20 protein-coding genes are annotated in these 25,833 nt (G+C 36.7%); 4 read left to right on the forward strand and 16 right to left on the reverse strand.

The features are described 5' to 3' along the window. Positions 1–19 precede the first annotated feature (19 nt). Positions 20–985, reverse strand: a complete 966-nt coding sequence (locus ACIP9G_RS07990) for a VanW family protein (RefSeq protein WP_401019081.1) — start codon at positions 983–985, stop codon at positions 20–22. 431 nt (positions 986–1,416) lie between these two features. On the opposite strand from ACIP9G_RS07990, the gene ACIP9G_RS07995 reads away from it, so the two are divergent. Then, on the forward strand, positions 1,417–3,912 hold the full coding sequence (locus ACIP9G_RS07995; RefSeq protein ID WP_401018679.1) for a winged helix-turn-helix domain-containing protein: 2,496 nt from the start codon (positions 1,417–1,419) through the stop codon (positions 3,910–3,912). Between the two features lie 307 nt (positions 3,913–4,219). Here ACIP9G_RS07995 and ACIP9G_RS08000 read toward each other — a convergent pair whose 3' ends face one another. The 5 genes from ACIP9G_RS08000 to ACIP9G_RS08020 all read right to left on the reverse strand — a co-directional run bounded on the left by ACIP9G_RS08000 (position 4,220) and on the right by ACIP9G_RS08020 (position 9,265). Beyond that, positions 4,220–4,828 carry a CAP domain-containing protein gene (locus ACIP9G_RS08000; RefSeq protein WP_401018681.1) on the reverse strand — a complete coding sequence of 203 codons (609 nt, stop codon included), beginning with the start codon at positions 4,826–4,828 and terminating at the stop codon, positions 4,220–4,222. Between the two features lie 572 nt (positions 4,829–5,400). Next, on the reverse strand, positions 5,401–6,543 hold the full coding sequence (locus tag ACIP9G_RS08005) for a DHHW family protein (protein WP_401018683.1): 1,143 nt from the start codon (positions 6,541–6,543) through the stop codon (positions 5,401–5,403). 14 nt (positions 6,544–6,557) lie between these two features. Beyond that, a complete protein-coding gene (locus tag ACIP9G_RS08010) occupies positions 6,558–7,943 on the reverse strand; it encodes an MBOAT family O-acyltransferase (protein ID WP_401018684.1) in 1,386 nt (461 codons plus the stop codon). Between the two features lie 3 nt (positions 7,944–7,946). Then, positions 7,947–8,429 carry a DUF4358 domain-containing protein gene (locus ACIP9G_RS08015; RefSeq protein ID WP_340825144.1) on the reverse strand — a complete coding sequence of 161 codons (483 nt, stop codon included), beginning with the start codon at positions 8,427–8,429 and terminating at the stop codon, positions 7,947–7,949. A 221-nt stretch (positions 8,430–8,650) separates the two neighbouring features. Continuing rightward, on the reverse strand, positions 8,651–9,265 hold the full coding sequence (locus tag ACIP9G_RS08020) for a transmembrane-type terpene cyclase (protein ID WP_340825145.1): 615 nt from the start codon (positions 9,263–9,265) through the stop codon (positions 8,651–8,653). Positions 9,266–9,476: 211 nt separating this feature from the next. Here ACIP9G_RS08020 and pgeF point away from each other — a divergent pair, with 211 nt between their 5' ends. Next, a complete protein-coding gene (pgeF, locus tag ACIP9G_RS08025; RefSeq protein WP_401018686.1) occupies positions 9,477–10,238 on the forward strand; it encodes a peptidoglycan editing factor PgeF in 762 nt (253 codons plus the stop codon). A 133-nt stretch (positions 10,239–10,371) separates the two neighbouring features. Further along, positions 10,372–10,737, forward strand: coding sequence for a DUF5658 family protein (locus ACIP9G_RS08030; protein WP_401019082.1), 366 nt, complete (start codon positions 10,372–10,374; stop codon positions 10,735–10,737). Between the two features lie 30 nt (positions 10,738–10,767). Here ACIP9G_RS08030 and ACIP9G_RS08035 read toward each other — a convergent pair whose 3' ends face one another. The 4 genes from ACIP9G_RS08035 to ACIP9G_RS08050 form a co-directional block, all read right to left on the reverse strand. Next, positions 10,768–11,880, reverse strand: coding sequence for a Ger(x)C family spore germination protein (locus tag ACIP9G_RS08035; RefSeq protein WP_401018688.1), 1,113 nt, complete (start codon positions 11,878–11,880; stop codon positions 10,768–10,770). Next, positions 11,877–12,968: a GerAB/ArcD/ProY family transporter gene (locus ACIP9G_RS08040; RefSeq protein ID WP_340825150.1), complete on the reverse strand. Its 1,092-nt coding sequence runs from the start codon at positions 12,966–12,968 to the stop codon at positions 11,877–11,879. The genes ACIP9G_RS08035 and ACIP9G_RS08040 overlap by 4 nt, the downstream gene beginning before the upstream one ends. Before the next feature lie 30 nt (positions 12,969–12,998). Then, complete coding sequence (locus tag ACIP9G_RS08045) at positions 12,999–14,393, reverse strand: spore germination protein (RefSeq protein WP_401018690.1); 1,395 nt, start codon at positions 14,391–14,393, stop codon at positions 12,999–13,001. 188 nt (positions 14,394–14,581) lie between these two features. Continuing rightward, the gene (locus ACIP9G_RS08050; protein ID WP_401018691.1) at positions 14,582–15,955 is read right to left on the reverse strand and encodes an amino acid permease; all 1,374 of its coding nucleotides are present in this window, start codon (positions 15,953–15,955) and stop codon (positions 14,582–14,584) included. Between the two features lie 502 nt (positions 15,956–16,457). Between ACIP9G_RS08050 and bcaP the strand changes: the two genes are divergently transcribed. Beyond that, on the forward strand, positions 16,458–17,843 hold the full coding sequence (gene bcaP, locus ACIP9G_RS08055) for a branched-chain amino acid transporter BcaP (protein ID WP_401018692.1): 1,386 nt from the start codon (positions 16,458–16,460) through the stop codon (positions 17,841–17,843). Between the two features lie 217 nt (positions 17,844–18,060). Here bcaP and ACIP9G_RS08060 read toward each other — a convergent pair whose 3' ends face one another. The 6 genes from ACIP9G_RS08060 to ACIP9G_RS08085 all read right to left on the reverse strand — a co-directional run bounded on the left by ACIP9G_RS08060 (position 18,061) and on the right by ACIP9G_RS08085 (position 25,713). Next, complete coding sequence (locus ACIP9G_RS08060) at positions 18,061–18,270, reverse strand: hypothetical protein (protein WP_340825154.1); 210 nt, start codon at positions 18,268–18,270, stop codon at positions 18,061–18,063. Between the two features lie 22 nt (positions 18,271–18,292). Next, positions 18,293–19,813 carry an NCS1 family transporter gene (locus ACIP9G_RS08065; RefSeq protein ID WP_401018694.1) on the reverse strand — a complete coding sequence of 507 codons (1,521 nt, stop codon included), beginning with the start codon at positions 19,811–19,813 and terminating at the stop codon, positions 18,293–18,295. Positions 19,814–20,058: 245 nt separating this feature from the next. Further along, the gene (gene preA, locus ACIP9G_RS08070) at positions 20,059–21,321 is read right to left on the reverse strand and encodes an NAD-dependent dihydropyrimidine dehydrogenase subunit PreA (protein ID WP_401018695.1); all 1,263 of its coding nucleotides are present in this window, start codon (positions 21,319–21,321) and stop codon (positions 20,059–20,061) included. Between the two features lie 13 nt (positions 21,322–21,334). After that, a complete protein-coding gene (locus ACIP9G_RS08075) occupies positions 21,335–22,702 on the reverse strand; it encodes an NAD(P)-dependent oxidoreductase (protein WP_340825158.1) in 1,368 nt (455 codons plus the stop codon). Positions 22,703–22,908: 206 nt separating this feature from the next. Continuing rightward, positions 22,909–24,312, reverse strand: a complete 1,404-nt coding sequence (gene hydA, locus ACIP9G_RS08080) for a dihydropyrimidinase (protein ID WP_401018696.1) — start codon at positions 24,310–24,312, stop codon at positions 22,909–22,911. Between the two features lie 156 nt (positions 24,313–24,468). Then, positions 24,469–25,713: a Zn-dependent hydrolase gene (locus ACIP9G_RS08085; RefSeq protein WP_401018697.1), complete on the reverse strand. Its 1,245-nt coding sequence runs from the start codon at positions 25,711–25,713 to the stop codon at positions 24,469–24,471. Positions 25,714–25,833: the final 120 nt, after the last annotated feature.

Genomic DNA, 25,833 nt, shown 5'->3' on the forward strand with positions numbered 1-25,833 from the left:
TAACCACGTGATTAGCTTTCTATTGAGTTGTAAGCTTTTTTAAAACCGCTTGGTATTTTTCTGATGTTCGCACTTCTACTGTTAAAAAATCTTTTCCATAGGTCACCTTTATCAAAAATGGTACATCGCTCGTGTTTTGAAACCTAAAATCTAATCCACCGTACGACACCGTTGCATCTCTACCCTTTGGGACGTAGCCAACATCTAATGAATGATGGTGTCGCTCGACGAATTTTATAGGTAATTGATCGACTGCATTAAACAACGTTGAGGAAGTTTGGCATATCCCCCCACCGATGCCCATGACAAGTTTTTTATTAATAATTTCAGGTGCAGGCTGATAACCGTTTTCTTCATCTCTAGGTCCAACGACAGTATTAAAAGAAAAAGTATCCCCGCTCCCAACAATAACATTATTGATGGCCTTTGCTGAAAGTTCAATATTTTTGTTTCTTCCTGCATCTGATGAATTAAAGTATGTTGAATAAGAAGCCACAACAACATCCTCTAAATACGGTATGTCTTCAAGATAATAGCCACTTTCTGTAATATACAATGGCATTTCTACCTTGCCCCCCGTTGCAGATGCAGCTAGCACCTTTTCAACCAATTCACTTTCTTTTAAAATCATCAATGGACTGCCTTTAATAATCCCACCATTATCATCCAATTTGTCGAGTACCATTCGCTTATCTAAACCAACTACTGTATCTGTTCCTCTTGCTAACTGCTGTGCAAATTGTTCAATTTTCTTTTTATACGATTCAGGGTCTGTTTCATAGCCTAGTTCCTGTGGTGATATGGTGTGGATGATTTCCAAAGATTGCGGATCAACAATTTCAACCACGACAGGTCCAGCTTCCTGCTCCTTGTCCTCCGTGTACGTCACTGGCTGCTTTACATCGTCAGTTTCAATTTGTTCGTTCTCTAATTTTTCTTGACAACCAGCCAAAGCAATAGTACATCCTAAACAAAGTACAGCCATCCATCTCTTCAAGTTCAAACACCTACCTCTAACTTACTTACAGCAACATCTTATTCGACTAGTAAGGATAGTGTGTTTCTTTTCATGCATTTTTATTGGTAGTTGCTTAAATAATTGTATATAAACTATGGAGAACTAGGTAACTAACCAATCTATAGTGGTGTAATTTTTATTCATTTTACATAATCTAACCGATTAGAAAACTCTCCATAAAAATTGAGTAGATGCTCGCTTTTGTAGAGTGATGAATTGTTCAAAATTAAATGTTCGTCATTTACTGTGTCGTAAAGTCGCATGTTTCTACTATATATATATAGAAAAAGTCAACGAACAAAGTTATGGTTAGGACTATTAACATTCGTAATAATGCTGAAGCTTGTAGTAAAATTAATTACATCATTATCCTAAATTTTGAAAAGGAGGTAGAAAAGATGCCTACTACACTATTGTCTTCTAAATTAACGATTCCTCTCAACGCACCTGATTTAATTGAGCGAAAACAATTATTTGATCTTTTACGACTTCATACTTATAAAAAAGTAACGATTTTACGTGCTCCAGCAGGCTATGGGAAAACAACTTTACTAAGCAGCTGGTTTGAAAATAGTAAGGAAGCTGTGGCTTGGGTTTCACTTGATGCAGCTGAAAATGATCCGATTCGTTATTGGACTTATGCTGTGCATGCCGTTGCCAAAGCTTATCAATGCAATATAGATCAAATACTTGCTCCACTATTACATGCTCAAGACTTAGCAACACTTGAATTTTTTATTAATTCATTTTTGGAAGAACTCAATGCTTTAGCAAAACCAATACATATTGTATTAGATGATTATCATGTAATTGATAATCCCGCAATTCATCAACTTATGACTCAGTTCATAGAGTACTTACCTTCTGAGGCACATATATATATTGCGACTCGGACAGCACTTGCACTCCCTACTGCTAAGTGGCGTGTTAAACAATGGCTACAAGAATTCAATGTGGATCATTTACGCTTTACGTTGCAAGAAACTAAGCAATTTTTTTCCTGCAAACATGCAGTTCCACTAAATCAACAACATTTACAAAATGTTTTAGACAAAACGGAAGGATGGGTAGCTGGATTATTGTTAACGCGCTTGGCGAATGAACAACAGGTGGACGCGTTCGATCATATCGCGCAGCCGTTTATTTCTGAGTTTCTATGGCAAGAAATTATTCAAAACCTTCCGTCAACAACACAAAAGTTTCTCATACAGACATCTTTACTGCACGAGCTAGAACCTGCTATATGTGACCAGCTCACAAAGCAATCGAATAGCCTTGAATTGTTAGAAAATTTAGAAGCAAAAGGTCTATTTATCATTCGTCTGCAATCAAAAAAGCCTGTTTTCCGCTACCATCATTTATTTGCTGAAGCTTTACAATTAGAACTAAACAAACAATATTCAGTTCAGCAAGTACAATTGATTGTCCAAGAAGTTGCTCATTCTATTTACAAGCAGGGAAATTATAATTCTGCCATTGAGCTAGCACTTAAATATGAACAATATGAACAAGCAGCTTCATGGATAACAGAACATCTTGTACAGCTCTACGCTTCCGGACAAACAACAACATACATGCGCTGGTTACATCAACTTCGGAGTGCTCACTATATCGTTCCATATGAAATGCTTGTTATCGGCTTCCTAACTTCTATTACAACAATGGATACAAAAATAGCTACTTCCCTTATGGAGGAGCTTGAAATGCGACAACATGTAGAACATTGGATGGAGCAAGAAGAGCATGCTGCGATGGCGTATATATATGAAAGTGCTAAAGCATATGCTATTGTCGCTTCTGGTGGGAATTTACAGTTAGTTGAAGAAATTATGCGCAATCTGCTTGCTAAAGGGCCTGCTCCTTCTCGTTGGGATAACGTTCCGATTCCTTATAATATTTTTGAATACAAACTGTCTCGCACTAGTATCGGCTCAAAAGGGAAACTTCAAATAATGGAAGATGGCGAAGCTGTTGGGAAACTTTTTCGAGAAACATCGTTACAAACTGCAAATGTTACAGCATTTAGCTATGGGGTCGCTGCTGAATCTTTATACGAACGAAGTTTAATAGAATATGCTCAAAAGGAGCTTGAAATCGCCATTGGTTTAGGTCATCATCATCAAGATGCTGGTTTATTTATTCCTATGTATTTATTAAAAGCAAAAATTTACACACATCAACAACAAGCAAATACAGCCCGTGCGATGCTAGCACAAGTATTAGAAGATGTTTCGGAAAAACATTGGCGAACTTCCATTCAAATTATGCAAGCTTATTGTTTTATAGTTGATGGAGATAGTCGAAATGCAGAGATGCTATTACAGGCAACAAAAACGAAGCAACCATTTTGGCAGCTAGTTTATGCTCGTTTACTGTTATTAAAGGGCGAGCTAAACGATGCATTATCTTTTGTTATTCAAGTTAAAACGAAGGCTCAGCAAGATGAGCAAATTGCAACGATTATAGAAGCGACAGTGCTAGAGGTTATTTGCCAACATCGTTTAGGAAATACTTCTATCGCATTAGATATTTTACATGAGATGTTACAATTAGCAGCAAAATATTATTATATTCGGACGTTATTAGATGAGAAGGAGCTACTCCCCCTTCTAGAGCAATATTTTCAATTAGAGTCGTATGCATTAAAATGGAATCCTTACCCAGATTATTATTTCAATTATCTTCAAAGTTGCACAACAAGTGTCGTTCGTAACGAAATATTGACACCACGTGAAATGGAATTGCTCGATCTTTTAGCCAATGGTGTCACCAATCGAGAAATTGCGAAGATGCTGAATTTATCAGATGGAACTGTTCGCGTTTATTTATCTACTATTTATCAAAAACTAGGTGTCAAATCCCGCACACAGGCAATCCTCCACACAAAAAAGTAAATATGAAAATGAGCATCTGACAGCTATTGATTGTTGTTAGTTGCTCTTTTTAGTTTTGTTTAAGGATCTTTGGAGAAATAATGAATATTTCTGTTTAATTTCCTTAAAGGATGTGCTTTTTTATAAAAAAGCTTCTCGCATTAATCAACTTTCTAAAAAGCGCGGACTCCATTTAACATTATTTGGAATTCATTTTAATAGTATGGGTGCTAAAATTGTAGCAGATGAATGTGCAACGAAGATTGAGCAACTAGTTAATGTACAAAAAAAAGAACTGTTCCTATTACGTTGGAACAGTTCTTTTTTATTATTTTTGAATAAACATTTGAGACCAGTAGTTACCATCTTTCACAAAGCCTACACCAATATGTGTATAGCTTTTGTTTAGAATATTTGCTCGATGTCCTTCACTATTCATCCAAGCATTTACGACTTCAGTAGCTGATTTTTGACCTTTGGCAATATTTTCTCCAGCTGATTTATACGTAATACCGAAGTTTTTCATCATTGTAAAAGGTGTGCCATATGTTGGACTTGTATGATCGAAGTAGTTTTTATCATGCATGTCTTGAGATTTATATTTTGCTACTCTTGAAAGCTCCCAATCTTCTTTTAATGCTGGAAGTCCTGCTTTTGCTCGTTCTGCATTGACAAGTTTAACTACTTCTTGTTCTACAGATGCTTGCTCATTTGTTGGAATATTAATTTTTTGTCCTACGTTAATTTGATCAGGATTTGCTAGTTGAGGATTTGCATCAATTAGCTCCTGTACACCTGTTTGAGTGTTTACGGCAATTTTCCAAAGAGAATCACCTGCTACTACTGTATATGAATCAGCTGCCATTGCGCTGATTGGTACTAATAATGATACTGATAATACGGATGCCATCGCGGCTTTTTTTACTTTTTTAAACATGTAATTCATTCCTTCCTGTTTTGCTCTATTTTCATGGTAAATAGTTTTGCAACATAATTCATCACTAAATATTTGGAAGGATTTTTACAGTTGTATTACATCTGAAATAATTGACGAATAGATTGCCAGAATAACGGTCTTTTCTCTCAACTTTTTAGTAATAAATTTGAAATATAGTTGTAACAGGAATATATTACTACAATATTTTTAGTAGAATTAATACCTTTTCATTCATTTAATACCCAATAAATAGAAAATAAATTGTTTGAATGCCTAATTGTTTGAGTGCCTGACACTCGCATAGGCATGCACCTAGCATCATATCCGCTTTTTAAAGCGTAAAAATCCACTTCGCTTTCCGCGGGCACGTTGTAAGCCGCAACCCTCGCGTATGCGCGGTTTGTTGCGTCTTACATTTCGTGTGTTCCCACAGGAGTCTTCGTGAATTTTTACTTGGCTATTCAAAATTGTTTGAGTGCCTGACACTTTGCAAAGACACCATCCATATCGTTACCTTCTAATTGTTTGAGTGACTGGCACTTTTTCTTGGCACTTTTTCTTGGCACTTTTTCTTATTTATTTATTTTGGAAATGGCAGTATCTTCAACGAAGGTTGTTGTATTAAACAACAGCAGAACATCTTCAATACCATTTTCATTCATATACTGCGTTATATTACCGTTATAGTAGCGCAGGTCGATGACATGTATTTCAGGGATATGATTTGTCAAAAATGGAATGACGTTATGAGCATAAGAGTCTTTGATGACTAAAAGCTTCTGTTGTTCTATCTGCTGTGGGTCAAGCTTTGTCGTAAGCTTCATCAGCGCATGTACTCCTCCTAAGAAATAAGAATATTGATCCTTTTTCTTAAGAAAGCTTGTATCGTACATTGTAGTGAAGGTTTGATTAGAATCTGCGATATACATCTCTGTCTTTACTTGCTTACGTGGAATATAAGCTTGAATTTGATCAGGCGTTACATTCGTGAATTGACTTCGAGTATGATAGCTTCCAAGAAATGAATTGCTAACGTTTTTAATTAAAAAATCGCTCTGTGAAAGAGGCTCCCACCCCATTTGCTTTGCATACGCAACATACGCTAAATAGGCTCCATATGTCGTCCAATGATGGTCCGTACGGTAGTAAATGGTTTCAGTTGCATGTGGCTCTAAAAAATCAAAACCATTGATAAACGTTAAGTCATTGTGCAATTGCCCTTCTATTAATTGATTGACTTTCTTTTGAGGATACGTTGGAGCTAACCACGGTAAGCGCTCTGGATAAAGCCCAATTGATGTCGGTGCAAGCAAAAATGTCATGTTCACTTTTGGATGCTTATAGGCGAATTGCTTTACTGCATTTATATCTTGTTGCACTTTCGTATTATCTGGTTCTGTAAACTTGTCGAATAAATAGCCGTCTTTCCCTTGGTAGATGTCATTATTCTCTTGTTGCAAGCGGCCTTTTTCTGTGGCTGATTTCAACCATAACCATTTGTCCCGAAATGGGAAATGGTCTGTGACGAAACGCTCCACTTCCTCGGCATATTTTTTCGACAATACATCATCCCATGTTAAACGTGGTGCTCCTTGTAAATATCTATTTTCCAGTTCAGAGAAGCGCTGATGAGGCAAAATGAAAAATAGAAGAGCAAAGAACAGCATCGTACCGACAAAACCAAAAACTAATAATCGCTCTGCATTTTGCTTCAAATTTGGCTACCTCCTTAAAAACGAAAATATAAAAATGGATTAAACGTAGCGTCGACTAAATAAGCTACAGAAAGAAAATACAATAAGCCGTACCAAGCAATTTGGACTAATGATAACTCACTCGTTTTCTTCCATAATTTCATCGGTATTGAGGCAATGATTAACACGAGTAGTAGCACTACATTCGTATAAAAATAGTACCCCGTGTCATTATTCCAAAGTGATTGCCCATTGAATCCGAACATCGCAGCCAAATAGGCTCCTATTAAAGAGGGTTGATCGAAAGCAAACAATACCCATCCAATTAAAATTAGGAAAATAGCGTATAAATGTCTTGTCCAACGTGGTAGGCGAGAAAGTAATGATAGCCCCCACCATTTTTCAACAATAAGGATGACGCCGAAATACAGCCCCCACCATATAAAATTCCAACTCGCTCCATGCCAAAAGCCTGTAAGTAGCCAAACGATTAAAATGTTGCGCATTTGTATAGCTAATCCTCTGCGATTGCCACCAAGTGGAATGTATACATAATCTCGGAACCAGCTGCTTAGTGAAATATGCCACCTTCTCCAAAAGTCAGTAATGCTTTGGGCAATATATGGCTTGTTAAAATTTTCATTAAATCGAAAACCAAACATTAAGCCAAGTCCAATCGCCATATCAGAATACCCGCTAAAATCAAAATAGATTTGGAAGGCAAAAGCAATAATTCCTAACCAAGCGGTCAACATCGGCATAGTTTCTACATTCGAGCTAGAAATCGTGTCCCAAAGTAAGCCTATATTATTTGCAAGTAGCACCTTTTTCGCTAAGCCAATAACAAAGCGCTGCACACCTTCTGCAAACATACTTATACTTTCTGCACGATGCTGGAGTTGTTGGGCAATCGTATTATATGTCACGATTGGGCCAGCGACTAATTGTGGGAACAGTGCGACAAACGTACCGAAATCAATCCAGTTCCGCTGTGCTTTAGCTGTTCCCCTGTAGACGTCGATAATATAAGACATGGATTGGAACGTATAAAAGGATATGCCGATTGGCAAAGGTAGTTCAGTTAACGGAATATCCGTGCCAAGTAACGCATTCACATTGTGAATAAGAAAATCTGCATATTTAAAATAAGATAACAGCATTAAATTGACGATAATAGAGCATACAACAATGCCCTTTCTTTTGACTGATGACATATTTGGCTTATCTAATAACAAACCGAAACTATAATCTGTCAGCGTAGACACTAGCATAATAACGATATAAACTGGTTCACCCCATGCATAAAAAATTAAGCTCATTAAAAATAAAATTAAATTTCTAATTTTTCGAGGCGAGCAATAATAAAGCGTTAGCACTATTGGCAAAAATACGAATAGAAAGAGCAGGCTACTAAATACCATGTGCTATTTTGTTTCGAAGAAGCTATCGTAAACTTTTATCAGCTCGTCGGCACTATCAGAAATCACTAGTAGTACATAATTTCCTTTTGTAATTAGTTTGTAGTTTTTAGCATTTTCGTATTGATCTGGTAAATATTGTTCAAATAGTTTTTGGACATTTTCTGCACGTTGTTTTACTGCCGCTTCGATGTCTGGGATATCCTTAGCGTCCTTTACTTTGAATATAGCAATTTCATTTGATTTAACATTCATCATTGGGATTCGTACTGAATAATCCTCAAGCTTTGCCGCATCAATATTGTATAGATCCTTTAATTCTTCTGCAGATAATTCCATTAAAACAGGTTGCTCTACTTTTTCTAACATTTGGTCTGCCATTTCCTTTGCAGACTGTTTTACTTCAATTGTTGACCCTTTATCTCCAGAGCAAGCCGAAATTACTATGGCAAGCATAGCCGTTAATAGTATCATTATTGTTTTTTTCATGTTAAAAACTCCTTTTTTATTGTGATTCAATGGGAGTAGACGTGGATCATCTACTTACGTTACATAAAAAATTGTTTTCTTTTATAATTTTTTGCGTTTTGCAAAATAATTATACTTTTTTTAACAGGAAATACTTATCTCTACCCAGTTATCTATGTAAAAATATCCATAAAAAAATGGTATATCGAGATGTTTCCGATGTACCATTTTCATGTTTAAATTCATTTTCTCGATAGCCGATAAACTAAAGCGATATACAGTAAATCGTACATTAAGGTTGCCATAGAGGTGATCGTAATGAATGGGGTTCTAAAATATATAAAGAAACCGACGGCAGCAAATAACGTCCCAATCATTTTACAAACCGCAATGGACATCGATTGCCCGGCTAAACTTCCCCTCCCGAGCAATAAACCGATAAATAGTCCAGACATCATTAAATTTTGTACAAACGCCGTGTATTTTCCTTCCATATCATGTAGTTCTTGCGAGAGTGAAATAATTATTAAAAAGCTTACGATAAGTGTAAATAGGAATGAAGTATAAAAAAGTTTTGATGAAATCTTTTTTTTATATTCATTGCGCCCGTATATTAAATATTGCCACATAATGACAAGATCGAGTACAAACCATATAAACGAAATAACACCTTGTAAATCATTTTGCGGATAAATAAATGTAAAGATAAATTCCCATGAAATATTGGCACATATTGCAACCATTGGCATACCATATTTCTCATCTTGAAAGCTTCGTTTAATTATAAGTATGTATGTCAAAATCCAAAATAGTCCCATGCCTAATTGGCAAATAAATAGAAAATAATATTGACTCATAAACACGCTCCTTTTAAATTTACTTGATAGAATGCAACCTCTTCTTTGTTACTGTATGACTAGTAATGAATCTATTATGTCAGTTGTAAGAGGTACAATTTTATACAATTAAAAATACAGCGCGCCAGTCAATTAGCCTGTAAGTTAAGATGCACGTTGCATAAGCTATACATTGGCAATTCAATTCGATATAGTTAAACGGGGTGATGATATGAAAACTAAAATTTATTACAACAATGAGCAGTTCATAGCAGGAACTACCTTAAAAGATAGTACGGAACTCGAACAAAACAATATGGCACTACACGTTTGCACAAGCCCAGATGATGTAGTAATCAATCGAAAAAATTTAGCGGCAACCTTACACTGTGATGTAAATGATTTTATTTGTACGCAACAAACACACAGTGCTAATTTTCATCGAGCGACGTTAGCCGATAAAGGGTTAGGGGCACTGCGACAAGATACAGCCATTGCGAACACTGATGCGCTCTATACTTTTGAAAAGGATTTAATGCTTTGTAGTTTTACGGCTGATTGTGTACCTGTCATTTTTTATAATAATCGTCATGGTGTTATCGGTGTTATTCATTCAGGCTGGCAAGGGACAGTCAAAGAAGTGACAGTCAAACTCTTCCGGCATTTAATAGAGACAGAGCAATGTAGCCCTCAAGATTTCCACGTGCAAATTGGCATGGCTCTTAGCCAACAGAAATTTGAAGTAGATGCCGATGTCTACGAACAATTTAATCGTCTAGGCTATGCGGATGATTTTATGTATTACAATGCTCAAACAAATAAGTATCACATCGATAACCAACAAACTGTGAAAAAGCAGTGTGAGCTTGCAGGCATTCCTTCACATCAAATTACAATTGATAATACGTGCACATTTCTTAGTGACGAAGGTTTCTCCTACCGTCAAGATAAAAAGTGTGGCAGACATTTGAGCTTTATTATGCAAAAATCATAAGGACCTCATACTACTAACATGCAAAAGGCAATTTATCACAATTTTAATCATGATAAATTGCCTTTCCTTCTATATGGTATTTTCACTTATCCTCATTTTTTAAACTGCACAGAAAATGGCTATCCTATATAACATGTCCCTTGGTTTTCAAGTTCATTATTGTATAGGAGGAATAATAATTCATATTTCATATATTATTTTACTTAGCTTGGTCATTTCGTTTTTAAATATATTTGATGGTATTGCGACACACTTTGGGTTACTTCACAATAAAATTGAAGAGTTAAACCCGATTATGAACTTCTTATGGGTTTCAAGCCCTGCGTTGTTTTTAACAGTGAAAATGATGCTGTCATTATCCATTTCCTATCTATCCTATTTAGTTTATAGACTGAGCGGCACTCGTTTTCAAAAACTATACACAATCTGTTTATCGGGGATTCTCATCCTTTACTTAGCTATTTTTAGCATTCATTTGTATTGGCTAATAGTGCTTTAAACTTAATTTCCTTGCTTTATGGAAAGAGGATTATTTTAATGTTCCTGTACTAATGATTGATGTTTTCACATGAACATCGATTGCTACTTTACTAACGATTTCCCTCTTCTTTTCAATGGTCCATTTTCCGTAATAGTACATTCGGAAATATTCACTTATACCACTTGGATCTACTTGCCATTCATTAAGTTTATTTAAAAACTTTTTAATATCTTGCTCTAACTCCTTATTTACATCTTTTTCTAATTCTGCTAAACTTTCCGTTGTAAATAAATCATTTTCTCTTTCGCCTTTGTACTCACTTAATGTTCCTTTTATCTCGATTGATATAGTGAGCTTGGGTGAAGTCATACTTTTATTGCTCTTTATGTGCACATCATTTTCAACTAAGTCAATTAATAGTTTTTCTTTGCCATGTCCCTGTTCCATAGTAATATCCAATGGGGCAAGGTTTTTTCTTCCTTGTATTGCTTGAATAATAAGTGCCTCTTTTGGATTTATTAATTCAAACATTTGGTTACCTTTAAAGACGGCAATTCCTTTTATTTCAATTTTATCGCTGTTTTTATCAACAAACGGAATAATAGGATCATACACAGGATTAGTAATCGTATACATAAAATCGTGAATGTTTGTGTTAGGATTAAATGCTGTGTTAATGCTTGGTTGCAATAAATCATTTAAATAAAAATTAATATTCGGTTTATCAGGATAATTATATTTCAGCATTTCTTCTCCCTTTTCCTTCACAATCGCAATAAGTACTTTATTACCGACTTCGGCATTTCGGTATAAATGTTGAATTACTTTTCGCACATTACCCTGACGTGCAAACTCCTCATTAAACAACACTACACGTAATTGATTAAAAACAATTTTTTTGTCTGAAAGCTTTTCTATTTCGACAATACCATTTGAGACGAGGTCCGTGACGACCGTAAAAGTCTGTGTACTCCGTTGTGCTTCAGGTGAATATTGAGGAATTGCGACGGTTAGTTTCATACTGTCCTTATCTATATAATCAAAGGCGATAATACCAACCATACCGACATCTTCAAGTGGTACTTTTTTTTCTCGTTCTGAACAAGCAACCAAAAATAAAAGCTGTAAAAAAAGCATAAGACAAAGAAGTTTTTTGCTCATAATTGCACCTGCTTCTTTTTTCGAAGTGCATAAACCATAATTAATAAAATGGGCCATAAAATTAACATATAGGCAACATAGTTTGCACCATAAAATAATTTTTCTTGAAAATCTCTTGAAAAAGGCATTTTAACAACAAAGAAAATAATTATTGCTAAAATATATAAATAAGCATTACTTTTTTTAGATAGTAAAGAATCTACACCTTTTTTCGCACACCATAAATAAGCAGCCACCGTAGATAATATTAAAAATACCCATAATGTAATGCCGAAAATATCAATCCTTTCAATAAAAGAAAACTCTCCAGCTTTAAATAAATTTAATACTGAGAATTCAACATTTTCCAACTGCCATTCAGAATAGTACATCACACTAATCGCTGTTGTGATAAAACAAATTAGGATACTTATCCAAATGCCTATTAACGTATGCCGGTATGCTTTTTTTTGATCGACAATGTAAGGAAAATAAAACATGATTAACTCGTAGCCTAAAATCGATAAATAACCTCTTTTTATCGCTTCATAAAAGTCGTGCACACTAAAAAAATTATATAAAGGTAGAAAATGACTAAAATCGCCCTTTTCAAATGCCCAATGTGTAAAATATACCATTCCAATCGTTAGAAAAAAGGTCAATATACAAAATCTCGCAATAGATTTAATGCCTCCACTAACAATGTAAACAAGCAATAATAAAAAACACAAAACAGGTCCAGTAATTGTTTGCTCTTGAAGCGCAGTACTTTGAATGAGATGCATATAATTACTAATAATCCCAGCAATAAAAATAATAAATTGAATAACGAAAAAAAGGTTGATAAATTTCCCTAACCACTTACCGAGTAGAATTTCATTTATACGGAAAAGGTTTTCGTTTGGATATTTTGAATTAATCCAAATCATTGGGTAAAGTGTAACACTCGCAATAACGCCAAAAAGTAGTGGCATAAATGCCTGGCTATATCCTAAAGAACTAAGTTGCTGAGGTAGTGAGAGAATGCCAGTACCGATCATTACGCTTTGTGCCAAAAAAACTACATGATATGGATTTAATAGCTTCCTCTTGCTCTTATCTGTACTCAACTTAAACCACCTCAAATTCTGTAACAGCTTTTATTTTTTTTGCGCTCTAGAAATACCTTTCTTTTCGTTTAAATATTTTATTGGAAAGCGAATAATACCATCGAATAAATCTCTCGCTTTACGAGGAACAACTGGAGTCATATATGGTGTACCTAAAGAATTTAATCGTAATAAATGGGCAAATAGCCATGCAAATGCGAGCATTAACCCGTATAATCCAAAAAGCCCTGCTGATAAAATAAAAATATAACGAATAAATCTACTTGTATTACTCAATAAAAAGATTGGTGGGAGGAATGACAGTAAGGCAGATGTTGCAACTAATACAATTAAAATATTACTAAGCAATCCAGCTTCAACCGCCGCAGTACCAATAACGATACCTCCTACGATACCAATCGTTTGCCCGACTTTAGCAGGCATTCGTGATCCAGCTTCGCGGAGCACTTCAATAATTAGCTCTATAAACAAAACTTCTATTAGTGGTGGAAATGGTACTTTACTTCTAGATTCCTGCAAGTTTAACAATAGCTCGTATGGTAAAATCTCAGGATGGAATGTCAAAGCAGATATATACATCGGTGTAATCATAATGGTCATAAAAAAACCGAAAAATCGAAGCATCCGTAGCAACGATGCCGTTGTCCAACGGTTATAATAATCTTCGACAGAAACAAACAGTTCGAAAAAGGATGTCGGACAAACAATAGCTGCTTGGCTATTATCCATAAAAATAACGATTCTTCCATCAACAAGATACTGACTGACACTGTCAGGTCGTACGCTCATATAATGCTGCGGGAAAGGAGATAACGGATTATCTTCAATCAGCTGCTTGAGCTCTGATATATCTGTAAAAAAAGGATATTGTAAATTATCAATTCGCTCTCGTAGCCTGTCTAAATTTTCTTTATTTACGATATTGTCCATGTACAAAATTGAAATTTTAATATTTGTTTCGGTTCCTACAGTGCGCGTTTCATTTTTTAACATCGGATTTTGGATTCGTCTTTTTACTAATGAAATATTGGTCTCTAATGATTCTGTAAAAGCATCTTGAGGCCCTATAACTGTTGACTCCGTTTCCGTATTCGTTATCGAACGTGTAGGGGCACTATACGTATCAATTACCTGTAATAAAGCAGGTTTGTGGAAAAATAATAAAGTTTGACCCGCATTTAATTTTTGTATAATTACATCTATATCTTCTAAGTCAACTGATTCTGATACTTGAAATATTTGATTAACATGATTCACAAGCGGAATGAAAACCATCGATTGTAATGTCATTTTCTCGATAAGAGAGGAGAAATAAAAAATCGTGACAATCCCTGCATCTGTAACCATCTCTTTAATAACAACATCATCAATTTCTTGTATCTTTTCCTTTATTTTTTCAATTGCTTGCTGTTTTTTTTCTTCCATGTCATTTCTCCCCTCTTATAAGACTTATTAAAATTGGCACACCCTATTTAACGCTTATATGTACCTCGCATAAACCATCACCATATTATTCATGTAGTTTGTCCTTTTTCTGAATAAATATGTATTAATTGTTTCTTTAGTAATGACAAAAAAGGATATATCTCGAGTAAGAGATATATCCTTTTCTATTATTTTGTATGTTTATTTTCAGATCGACTTTTCCCAATACCGAACACATAATAGCTAAGTGTAATAAGAATAAGGAAAATAATCCCTACAATTAATGAAACTCGTGTATCCTCATTAAACCACATACCGATGAGTACCATTATTAAAAACGCAATTGTAGCATAATTTGTTACAGGAGCAAAAGGAGTTTTAAATGGGTGATTTTCCAATTGCGACCTTTTAATTTTTCTAAAACGAATCTGACTAATCAAAATGACAAACCACGGAATCATCCCTGGCAGTACACTAGCACTATAAACATAGACAAATAGGTTTTTTGGAGCAATGTAGCTTAAAATAACGCCAACCACTAAACCAACTAGCACACCAGCTGTACCTAGAATTGGTACACCATTATTTGAAAGCTTTGCAAAAAACTTAGGTGCCTGACCATTCATAGCAAGAGTGTAAAGCATGCGCCCAGCGCTATAAATTCCACTATTACAGCCACTCATAGCTGCTGTAATCACGACAAAGTTAATGATACCTGCCGCTGCAGTAATACCCACTTTTGCGAAAGTGGCAACAAACGGACTGCCGATAGTCCCTAACTCATCCCACGGATAAACCGTTACAATAATGAAAATTGCACCGATATAGAAAATTAAAATGCGCCAAATAATACTTTGTATCGCATTCGTAATTGTTGTTTGAGGATTTTTTGCTTCTCCCGCTGTAATCCCAATAAGCTCTACTCCTTGGTAAGCAGCAACAACTAAAGATAATGCAAAGAAGAAACCTGTCCATCCTCCAGTAAAGAAGCCTCCGTGAGCCCAAAGATTTGATAGACCAATTGCAATGCCTCCATTGCCAATACCAAAGAAGATTAGGCCAAAGCCCGCCACAATCATTAGCACAATCGTGACAATTTTTATCATCGCAAACCAAAACTCAAATTCCCCAAATGATTTAACAGAAACAAAGTTGGCGACACCTAGTATTACCATGGCAATCAATCCAGGAATCCACGCAGGCAAATCAGGGAACCAATACTGCATGTACGTTCCGACTGCGATAATTTCGGACATCCCAACGATAACCCACTGAAACCAGTTACTCCATGCCGTTAAATAACCTGCTAATGGATGAATATATTTATAACCGAATGTTGCAAATGATCCCGTACTTGGCTCAACATAAAGCATCTCACCCATTGCACGCATGATAAAAAATATAAAAATGCCTGATATAGCATATGCAAGGAGCACGGATGGCCCAGTCCATTGAATAGCACTGGCAGAACCCATAAATAGGCCTACACCTATGGTACCACCAAGAGCAATCATTTGAATATGTCGTGCCTCCAAGCCTCTATTTAATTCTTTTTTTGCCACTTGTATACGCCCCTTTCTACTAATATTGCTTCGATAATTTACTTTATAAATAATAATAAATTCTTCCGATAAATACAAATGTATTTTTAGGAAAAACATATTTTTTGCTAATAGTAGAATTAAAACAGCAAGCGTATTATCTTGTAACTTTGTTGTAATGTGCTTTAATACAAAACAATTGAAGGCGCTTAAAATCCACTTATAGCAAGGAATAAGTGTAAAAACTCCATGTGAGATTTATCATTCATTGTTAAAATAAAGAGACGTACTGCATTACAAATATAAAAATTAAAATAAATAATAAAAATTATTTTATGTATACAAATAATTATTTCAGAATATTCTTAATTATTATTTCACATAAATAATTCCATTATTTTTTATTTAATTTTAATATTTCTTAAAATTCCACCAATTTAACAGAAAATTAGCAAAAACAATTGACCTGAAAGTCAAAAAAGTATAATATTTTTACATATTTCTATGAAAAAGAGGCTTACATGTGAGAAATTTATTATTTAGAAGAAAAAATATAGCTGATTTATTAAAAAAAGATGGAACAATTCAGCTCAAACAATCGTTAGGCGCTTTTGACCTTATATTGCTTGGCGTTGGCGCTATTGTTGGAACAGGGATTTTCATCTTGCCTGGCACAGTTGCTGCCACTCACGCAGGACCTGGAATTGTTTTTTCATTTATCATAGCTGCTATCGTTTGTGCATTAGCTGGCATGTGCTATTCTGAGTTTTCATCGAGTGTACCTGTCACTGGGAGTGCCTACACATATGGATATATTGTATTTGGGGAAATTGTTGCTTGGTTAGTTGGCTGGGCGCTGCTTTTAGAGTATGGCTTAGCCGTTGCAGCCGTTGCAACAGGGTGGTCATCTTATTTAAGTGCTTTACTTGCTGGCTTCCAAATTTCGATGCCAACTGCAATCTCGGGTTCATTCAATCCCTCCGCTGGTACGTATATTAACTTACCGGCAATTGTCATAATTTTCGCTACTGCATTTTTCTTAACACTTGGCATAAAAGAATCAACAAGATTAAATTCCATTATGGTGTTCTTGAAAGTTGCAGTGATTTTACTATTTATTGGCGTTGGTATATTTTACGTCGAGCCAACAAACTGGCAGCCATTTCTACCATTTGGCGTAAGCGGCGTATTGGGTGGCGCAGCACTTGTATTCTTCGCTTACCTAGGATTTGATGCTGTTTCATCAGCAGCTGAAGAAGTAAAAAATCCTCAGCGGAATATGCCCATTGGAATAATTGGTTCACTATTAATATGTACTGTTCTTTATGTCGTTGTTTCACTAGTGCTAACAGGCATGGTGCCGTACACGCAGCTAAACGTCAGTGATCCTGTAAGCTATGTCATGCAGCTCGTTCATCAAGATTGGATTGCTGGTATCATTTCATTAGGTGCAGTTTTAGGAATGATGACAGTTATTCTTGTTATGTCCTACGGAGGGACACGCTTACTATATGCACTAGGTCGTGATGGTTTACTGCCAAAAAGCATGGCAGAGCTAAGTCCAAAATTCAAAACACCCGTGAAAAATACTTGGGTATTCGCAGTGCTCGTTGCTTTCTGTGCTGGTTTCGTTCCTTTATCAAAACTTACTGAGCTTGTTAATATGGGAACACTCGTAGCTTTCACAATCGTCTCAATTGGTGTCATTTATTTAAGAAAAAATAAAAACATTCCTTCAGGTGGTTTTAAAGTACCATTCTTCCCTGTGTTACCTATTTTGTCATTCTTCATGTGTTTATTTTTAATTTCACAGCTATCCGTACATACTTGGATTGCTTGCGGACTGTGGTTTATATTAGGCTTAATTATATACTTTGTATACGGGCTGAAGCATAGCACGATGAATTAGAGTGACAGGCACTCAAACAATTCTGAATTTTATCTACTCATTTAGACTTCTGTGGGAACGCACGAAATGTAAGACGCAACAAGATCGCAAAAGCGTGAGTTGCTGGATAAGAATGCCCACGGAAGTGACAGGCACTCAAACAATTTTTTGTCCGATTACAACAAATAAAATCCGCTGAAAGTTCAGCGGATTTTTTCAATTTATAAGTCTTATCGAATTATTGCAACAATGTTTGTTCCTGTAGTTTTGCCGCAAAATATTTGCGCGCATCTGCGGTAAGAATTTGCAAATGCACTACCTCATCCTGCCGAGCAAACTCCACAAACATACCACTTAAGTTTTCATACACATATTTGATTTTAAAGCCATTATCTAAAAAGTCGTCAACCTTTTTTATTTCTTCCGTACTTTGTAAGAAATCTGACATATCCACACCCCTCTTTTACTTTCTACTCAGCACCTTTTATTTCAAGTATTGGATCAGCTTGATCTGCTGTCTCAACGTCATCTGAACTTGCTGCCGGCTGAGACACTAATTCTTGACCAAAAAGTTCATCCAAGTTGTGACCAGCAGTTATTCCTAAATACTTTTCATCACTTGGATCCTCTATTTCAGCTTGTGGATACTTTTTGAACCACCAATACTTCGCTAACACATAGTAAACGAGCGCTCCTACACCGAATCCAACTAACGATGAATACGCAGAAAAAACATTTGCCACTGCACCACCGATAATCCAAGCGATTAAACCTGCTAAATTAAAGCCATTCAAATATTTGAATTGGCCATTTAACTCATACAAATCTTTTACGTTCACACGTCGTTTACGAATCAAATAATAATCTGCGAATAAAATACCGACTATTGCTGTTAATATACCGCCTATAATTAATAGCGCGTTCACTAAAACATCAAACAAGCTCCACGGCTGTGCAAGGATTCCGATAACCCCTGCAATGACAACGCCTACCCAGAACGGAACTTTTGGCCCGCCAATATTTGAGAATATAGTAGCTGCCGGTATTACATTAGCAGATGTATTCGTTGACCATTGTGCTAAAACGATCATTAATAAAAGTATCCCTAAAATAAAGCCGCTCGCGCTCTGCTGTAATGCGTTAATTGGATCAGCAGATGCGACAGCCATATAACAAACTGCTCCGATTGTAACGATAAACGTATTCGTAATAGGCATAACAATTAACGAGCCGACTAGCTGCGTTTTGTTACGTTTAAACCAATTGCGCTCATTTTTTGGTGCTTTAAAGAAGCGAGAAAGGGACGGCATATCGGCTGCTAATGTAGCCCAGAAGCCCATATTCGCCATAATAACAATCATAAATGCTGTAAAAGCTGCTACACCTGTAGTTGGCGTTTCAACCCAAGACCAAACGTCTTTTCCTTGAGTTGTGGCAGCATCAGCTAATGTTATATACATCCAACAGGAAATCAATATTATAATCGGCGCCGCTAAATCTGCAAACCGCTCAATTGATTTAATACCTAATGAAGTATTAAATAGCTGAAGGGCAGCAAAGACAAGAAAGCATAAAAACCAATTATTAAAATCAAATAGTAAATTTAAAATACCGTTAATAGCCATTGCTCCGAAATATGTGTTTATACCAAACCAACAGGCTGCTGTCACGCCTCGAACTAACGACGGTATATGTGTTCCAAACGTACCGAAAGGAGCACGCATATATACAGGAAAAGACAAGCCATGCTCTATCCCGATATCACCAATTAACGTCATAAATACACCGATTAAACAAGAACCGATTAACGTAGCCAAAATTACCATAGGTAAAGGTAAACTAATAATAGCAGCACCGCCAATGGCAAAAGCCGCTAATACTATAGCCATTCCTATCCAAATAACTGCAAAACCGAATGTTCCAATATTTCTTTGTTGATGTGTCACTGGAAGTAAATCAGGGGATTTCAAATAATTCCCGTCATGTTCCATACATTTCGCTCCTTTTTATTAGATTATGCATCGGCATCAAGCAATCCCAATGATGCGTACAGTCGATATCGCTCATCATTTGTGACATGAGCCGCTAGCATGATTTTTCATTCTAGTAGTGAAACATTACCTGGCAAAGGATGACTGCCCTACTAAATGAAATTTTCCGTGACATCTACTTGAGGTTTCCTCCCTTTACAGGAAAGGGAGGTGGAATAACAGTTACTACTTAACAGTCGAACGTTTTATTTAGATAGACTACTCATAATTAATTGACGTTCATTCCAAGTCATTGGTGCAATAGCAGATTTTCTTTCAACCATTGTAATTGCGCCATCAACTGGACACACAATGGAGCATAAATTACAACCGACGCAATCCTCCTCACGAACCTTTAACATCGACACTCCATTTTCTGTATATAAATCGATACATTGATGAGACGTATCTTCGCATGCAATATGGCACTTATTACAGTTAATACATACATCATTATTAATTTCAGCGACTATTTTATAATTTAAATCTAAATTGCCCCAGTCTGAATAGCGAGAAACAGAGCGGCCGACTAGGTCCATCACAGATGCAATTCCTTTATCATCTAAATAATTATTTAGTCCATCAATCATATCTTCGACAATACTAAATCCGTGGTGCATCGCTGCTGTACATACTTGCACACCTGTAGCACCCATTAAAATAAACTCGGCGGCATCTTGCCAATTAGAAATACCACCTATACCCGATATCGGAACATTAATGTGAGGATTACGGGCGCACTCTGCTACCATATTTAATGCAATTGGCTTAACAGCTGGACCACAATAGCCGCCATGTGCTCCTTTACCAGCAACATGAGGCACAGTGTTCCATGTATCTAAATCGACACCTGCCAAGCTATTAATTGTATTAATCATACTAATAGCATCTGCCCCACCTCTTGTCGCCGCTTCAGCCGTTACTGTTATATCCGTTATGTTAGGTGTTAACTTCACAATGACTGGTGTACGTGCTGCTTCTTTCACCCAATACGTTTGCTTTTCCACCAATTCAGGTACTTGACCAGAGGCGGAGCCCATTCCTCGTTCTGCCATCCCATGTGGACAACCAAAATTAAGCTCAAGTCCATCTACCCCCACATCTTCTACTCGTTTTACAATTTCATGCCACTTTTCCTGCTTCGGTTCTACCATAAGGGAAGCAATAATGGCATGGTCAGGGAACCTTTTTTTCGTTTCATAGATTTCTTTTAAGTTTACTTCTAACGGTCGATCTGTAATTAATTCAATATTATTGAAGCCTGCCACTCGTTGTCCGTTATAACTGACCGCTGCAAATCGTGAAGAAACATTTAAAATCGGTTCACCTAATGTTTTCCATACAGCACCACCCCACCCTGCTTCAAATGCACGTTGCACTTGATAGCCTGAGTTCGTTGGCGGTGCTGATGCAAGCCAAAATGGATTTGGTGATTTGATCCCCGCTAAATCAATTCGTAAATCTGCCATGTCACTTCCCCCCTTATGCAATCTCGCTTGGTTTTCTTAAACGCTCATGAATCTTATAAGCTGCATCTTTACCTTGCTGAACTGCTGTTACAACCATTGCCTCACCTTGTCCGTTTCCAAACACAACATCACCACATGCAAACACTTTTTTATTGGATGTTTGCATCGTCGTTTCATCAATATCGACAACCCCATGTGTATGCTGCAATCCAAAAGATTCAATTAATGATACGAAACGTGTTTGACCAATCGCTTTAATGACTGCATCGACGCTTATTATAAAGTTGGACCCAGCTATTTCTTCTGGTCTTTGGCGGCCATCTGCTCCTGGTGCACCTAGCTTCATTTTCGTGCATTCAATGCCAACAACTTCACCAGCTTCATTGCCGATAATTTTTTTCGGCGCAGTTAACCAGTTAAACTCCACACCATCTTGCTTGGCAAATTCAAATTCAAATTTATAGGCAGTCATTTCTTTTTGAGTTCTTCTATAAAGAATTTTCACATTGTCTGCACCTAATCGCACAGCACAAGTAGCCCCATCAATTGCTGTATTACCAGCACCAATTACAGCTACGCGTTTCCCTACCATCTCAGTTGGAAGCGCTCCCACTTTTGTTTGCTTTACAAACTCAATTGCATCGTGGACGCCGACAAGTTCTTCTCCCTCGATCCCAAGATTCGGCACTGCTCCCATACCAACTGCTAAAATAACACTGTCAAATTGTTCTAAAATTTCATCTGCGGAAATATCAATTCCAACCCTAGTATTTGTTTGAATGTTTACACCAAGCTTCACAATTTGTTCAACTTCCCAATCAGCTACCTCATTTGGTAATCGGAATGACACGATGCCATAGCTTCCTAGCCCACCTGCTTTCGATTCAGCTTCATAGATTGTGACACTATAACCAAAACGACTAAGCTCACGTGCCGCAGAAAGACCCGCTGGACCAGCTCCAATAATAGCGACCTTTAGTCCATTACTTTCGCCTTTCTTAAATAGCTGTGCATTTGTCTCCATTGCCCAATCAGTAGCATAACGCTGTAGTTCGCCAATTTTGATTGGCTTCGTTGAGGAATTTAATACACATGCCCCCTCACAGAGCTCCTCTGTTGGACAAACTCTTGCACAACTTGCACCAATTGGGTTTGCTTCTAATATAGTAGTAGCAGAGCCCTTCATATTACCTGATGCAATTTTTTTTATGAAATTTGGTATTTGAATACTCGTTGGACAAGCTTTAATACAAGGTGCGTCATAACAATAGAGACAACGATTTGCTTCTTCAATTGCTTCATTTTTTGTCATTCTGCTAGTTAACTCAACAAAATTACGTTTAAGTTGCTTCGTCATTTCATGTTCTTGAATCGGAACCATTTCCACATCCCCCTCATGTGTTCTTGATGTGACTCGCCATTGTTTAATAGCCGATTGTCTTGTTCTCCAGTCAAAACAATCGGCCATGCATTGCCTTTTATTCAATTATGTCTTATTTGATTTAGCCGGTGAGTGAACTTCACTAAATCGAAGAGCTATTTGCTATACTTTCCCCACTTATAAAATGGAAAATCTGCTGAACCAAGTTATATTTTTATCGTTTCTGCAGCAGATGTTTTCAACTCTCGTTTTATAAAACGCCCACTACCTAATATACCGACAAATTCTTTTTCTTTAATAACGTATTCACCACGTACAAGGACAGAAATTGGTTCACCAGTAACTTCCCAGCCTTCATACGCGTTATAATCGACATTCATATGATGTGTTTTAGCGGAAATTTCGCGTTTTACATCTGGATCGAAAATAACAATATCAGCATCTGAGCCAATTGCAATTGTCCCTTTTTGAGGGAATAGACCGAAGATTTTTGCTGCACTCGTCGAAATCATATCGACAAATTCATTAATTGATATTTTGCCCTTTGCGACACCTTCTGAATATAAGATGCTAAAGCGGTCTTCAATAAACGGTCCACCATTCGGAATTTTTGAAAAATCATTTAATCCTAATTGTTTTTTACCGTTAAAGCTAAATGAGCATTGATCAGAACCAATTGTTTGTAATTGCTTCGCTTTTAGCGCATTCCATAGATGCTCCTGATGATATTTCGGACGAAGTGGTGGTGACCAAACGTATTTCGCCCCTTCAAAGCCTGGTTGTGCTAATGCAGACTGATCTAAAGTTAAATAAGGTGGACATGTTTCTCCATACACGTCGTAGCCTTTTTCACGCGCAGCGATAATTTCGTCTACCGCCTCTTTACAAGTAACATGAACAACATACAATGTTGCGCCTGCTAAATGAGCTAGTTCAATCGCACGTTTTGTCGCTTCACCTTCTAACTCTGCTGGACGAGTAAGAGCGTGGTAAATAGGCTCTTTATGTCCCGCTTTTCTCGCCTCTTCAACAAGCTCGTCGATTACAGAGCCATTTTCACAATGCACCATAACGGTAGCGCCAACATCTTTTGCAATTTTAAAAGCTTTAAAAAGCGTGCGATCTGTCGCTTGAAATTCTTTTGCATAAGCCATAAAGACCTTTACAGATGTAATCCCTTCTTGCTCTAATAATACCGGTAACTCCGCCTCTGTCTCTGGCGTTAAATCACCAATCATTAAGTGGAATCCATAATCAATCGCTGATTTCCCTTTTGCCTTTTCATGCCACTTGTCAACAGCTGTAGAAAGTTTCTTTTCACCAGCCGTTAAGCAAAAGTCTAAAATGGTTGTTGTGCCACCAAACGCCGCCGCAATCGTACCAGATTTCCAGTCATCATCTGTCACTGTATTGTTAAAGGGCATATCTAAATGTGTATGCGGATCAATCCCTCCTGGCATAACATATTTGCCTGTAGCATCAATAATTTCTGCGCCTTCTACGGATAAATTTTTGCCAATTTGTACAATCTTTCCATTTTCTATAAGAATATCTGCCTCGTACACATCTGAAGCAGTTGCTACTCGTCCACCTTGAATGATTTTTTTCATGCTATCCCTCACCTTTCGTGTCAATTCAAGTAAATTATGTTGAATCTATTCTAGTAGCCTGATAGTTTGCAAAATCACCATAAAAATTTAACTTGCGCTTAGCACAGCTGAGTCCGTCATGTTCAAATGTACTTATCTATTAATATTCTAGTAAAATTAATTTAACGTATACGATGCCCCTATACTAAATTTCGTTTGCATTGTTAGTACCGTTTCAAGTAGTACATCTGCTCCTTTTGCGCAATCTTCAAACGATGTTTCCTCCTCCTCGCAATGACTCTTACCATGAATACTCGGTACAAAAATCATTGCTGAAGGAATCATACTAGCTATATATTGCGCATCATGTCCTGCACCACTAAACATTCGATGAGCACTATAACCAAAGCGCTGGCATGACATTTCGATTTCATCACAAATTTGTGTATCAAACATTACCGTATCTCTACCCCACAGTTTAACTGGCTGTATGCGGCAACCCATATCCTCTGTCGGTAAGGCATTCAATATTTCTTCAACTCTTTGCATTACATCAGGCTTTTGATGACGCGAATCAATTGTAAATGTCACTTTATTTGGAATAACGGTATGAATATTAGGGAAAACATTCATTCGTCCAAACGTAAACACTAATTGTTCGTCAATTTCCCCAAGCTGTTCATGTAAAGACAACATTGTTTTTGCTGCAACAATCATCGGATCTTTGCGCATTGACATAGGGGTCGTGCCAGCATGATTAGATTCACCTGTGATAGTAATTTCATAACATACCATTCCAAGTACACCTTGGACAACGCCAATTTCTAATTGCTTCGCTTCTAGTACTGGCCCTTGTTCAATATGGAGTTCGATATAAGCGAGTGCTTCTTTTAAACGATGCTGCGGGTCACCCTCATAACCACTAGCTTTTAATGCCTCTTGAAAGGACATGCCATTTTTATCAACCGACTGTAGCATTTTGTCCTTCTCAAATTTTGAAGCAATTACGCCTGAGCTCATCATCGCTGGATCAAAGCGAGCACCTTCTTCATTTGTAAAATTAACAATCATTAATGGTACATCTAGCTCTACATCGTTGTCCTTCAATGTTCTAATCGCTTCTAAAGCTGTTAAAACACCTAAAACACCATCAAACTTGCCACCCTTTTCAACAGAATCTAAATGTGATCCCATGACAATTGGAGGAACTTCTTTTTTTCCTGGTAGAAGGGCATAGATATTGGCCATATCATCCACCTTGATTTCCATACCTAATTCCTCGCAACACTTGCAAAAATAATCTCTAGCTAAAACATCCTCATTCGAAAGAGACAAACGTGTTACGCCACCGTTTATAGTAGCCCCAAACTGACTAAATTGTTCAATTGAATCTTGCAATCGTCTACTATTACATTTATACATATGCAAGTCCTCTCTTTCACAGTAGTTAATAAACATTCTAAATTAGATAAAATTTACGAGATATGGATATAAAACTAAAAAAATATGTGCATCTGCATATGATATATGGTAAGTTATGTT

Source organism: Lysinibacillus sp. NPDC093197 (assembly GCF_044754025.1).
GTDB lineage: Bacteria > Bacillota > Bacilli > Bacillales_A > Planococcaceae > Lysinibacillus.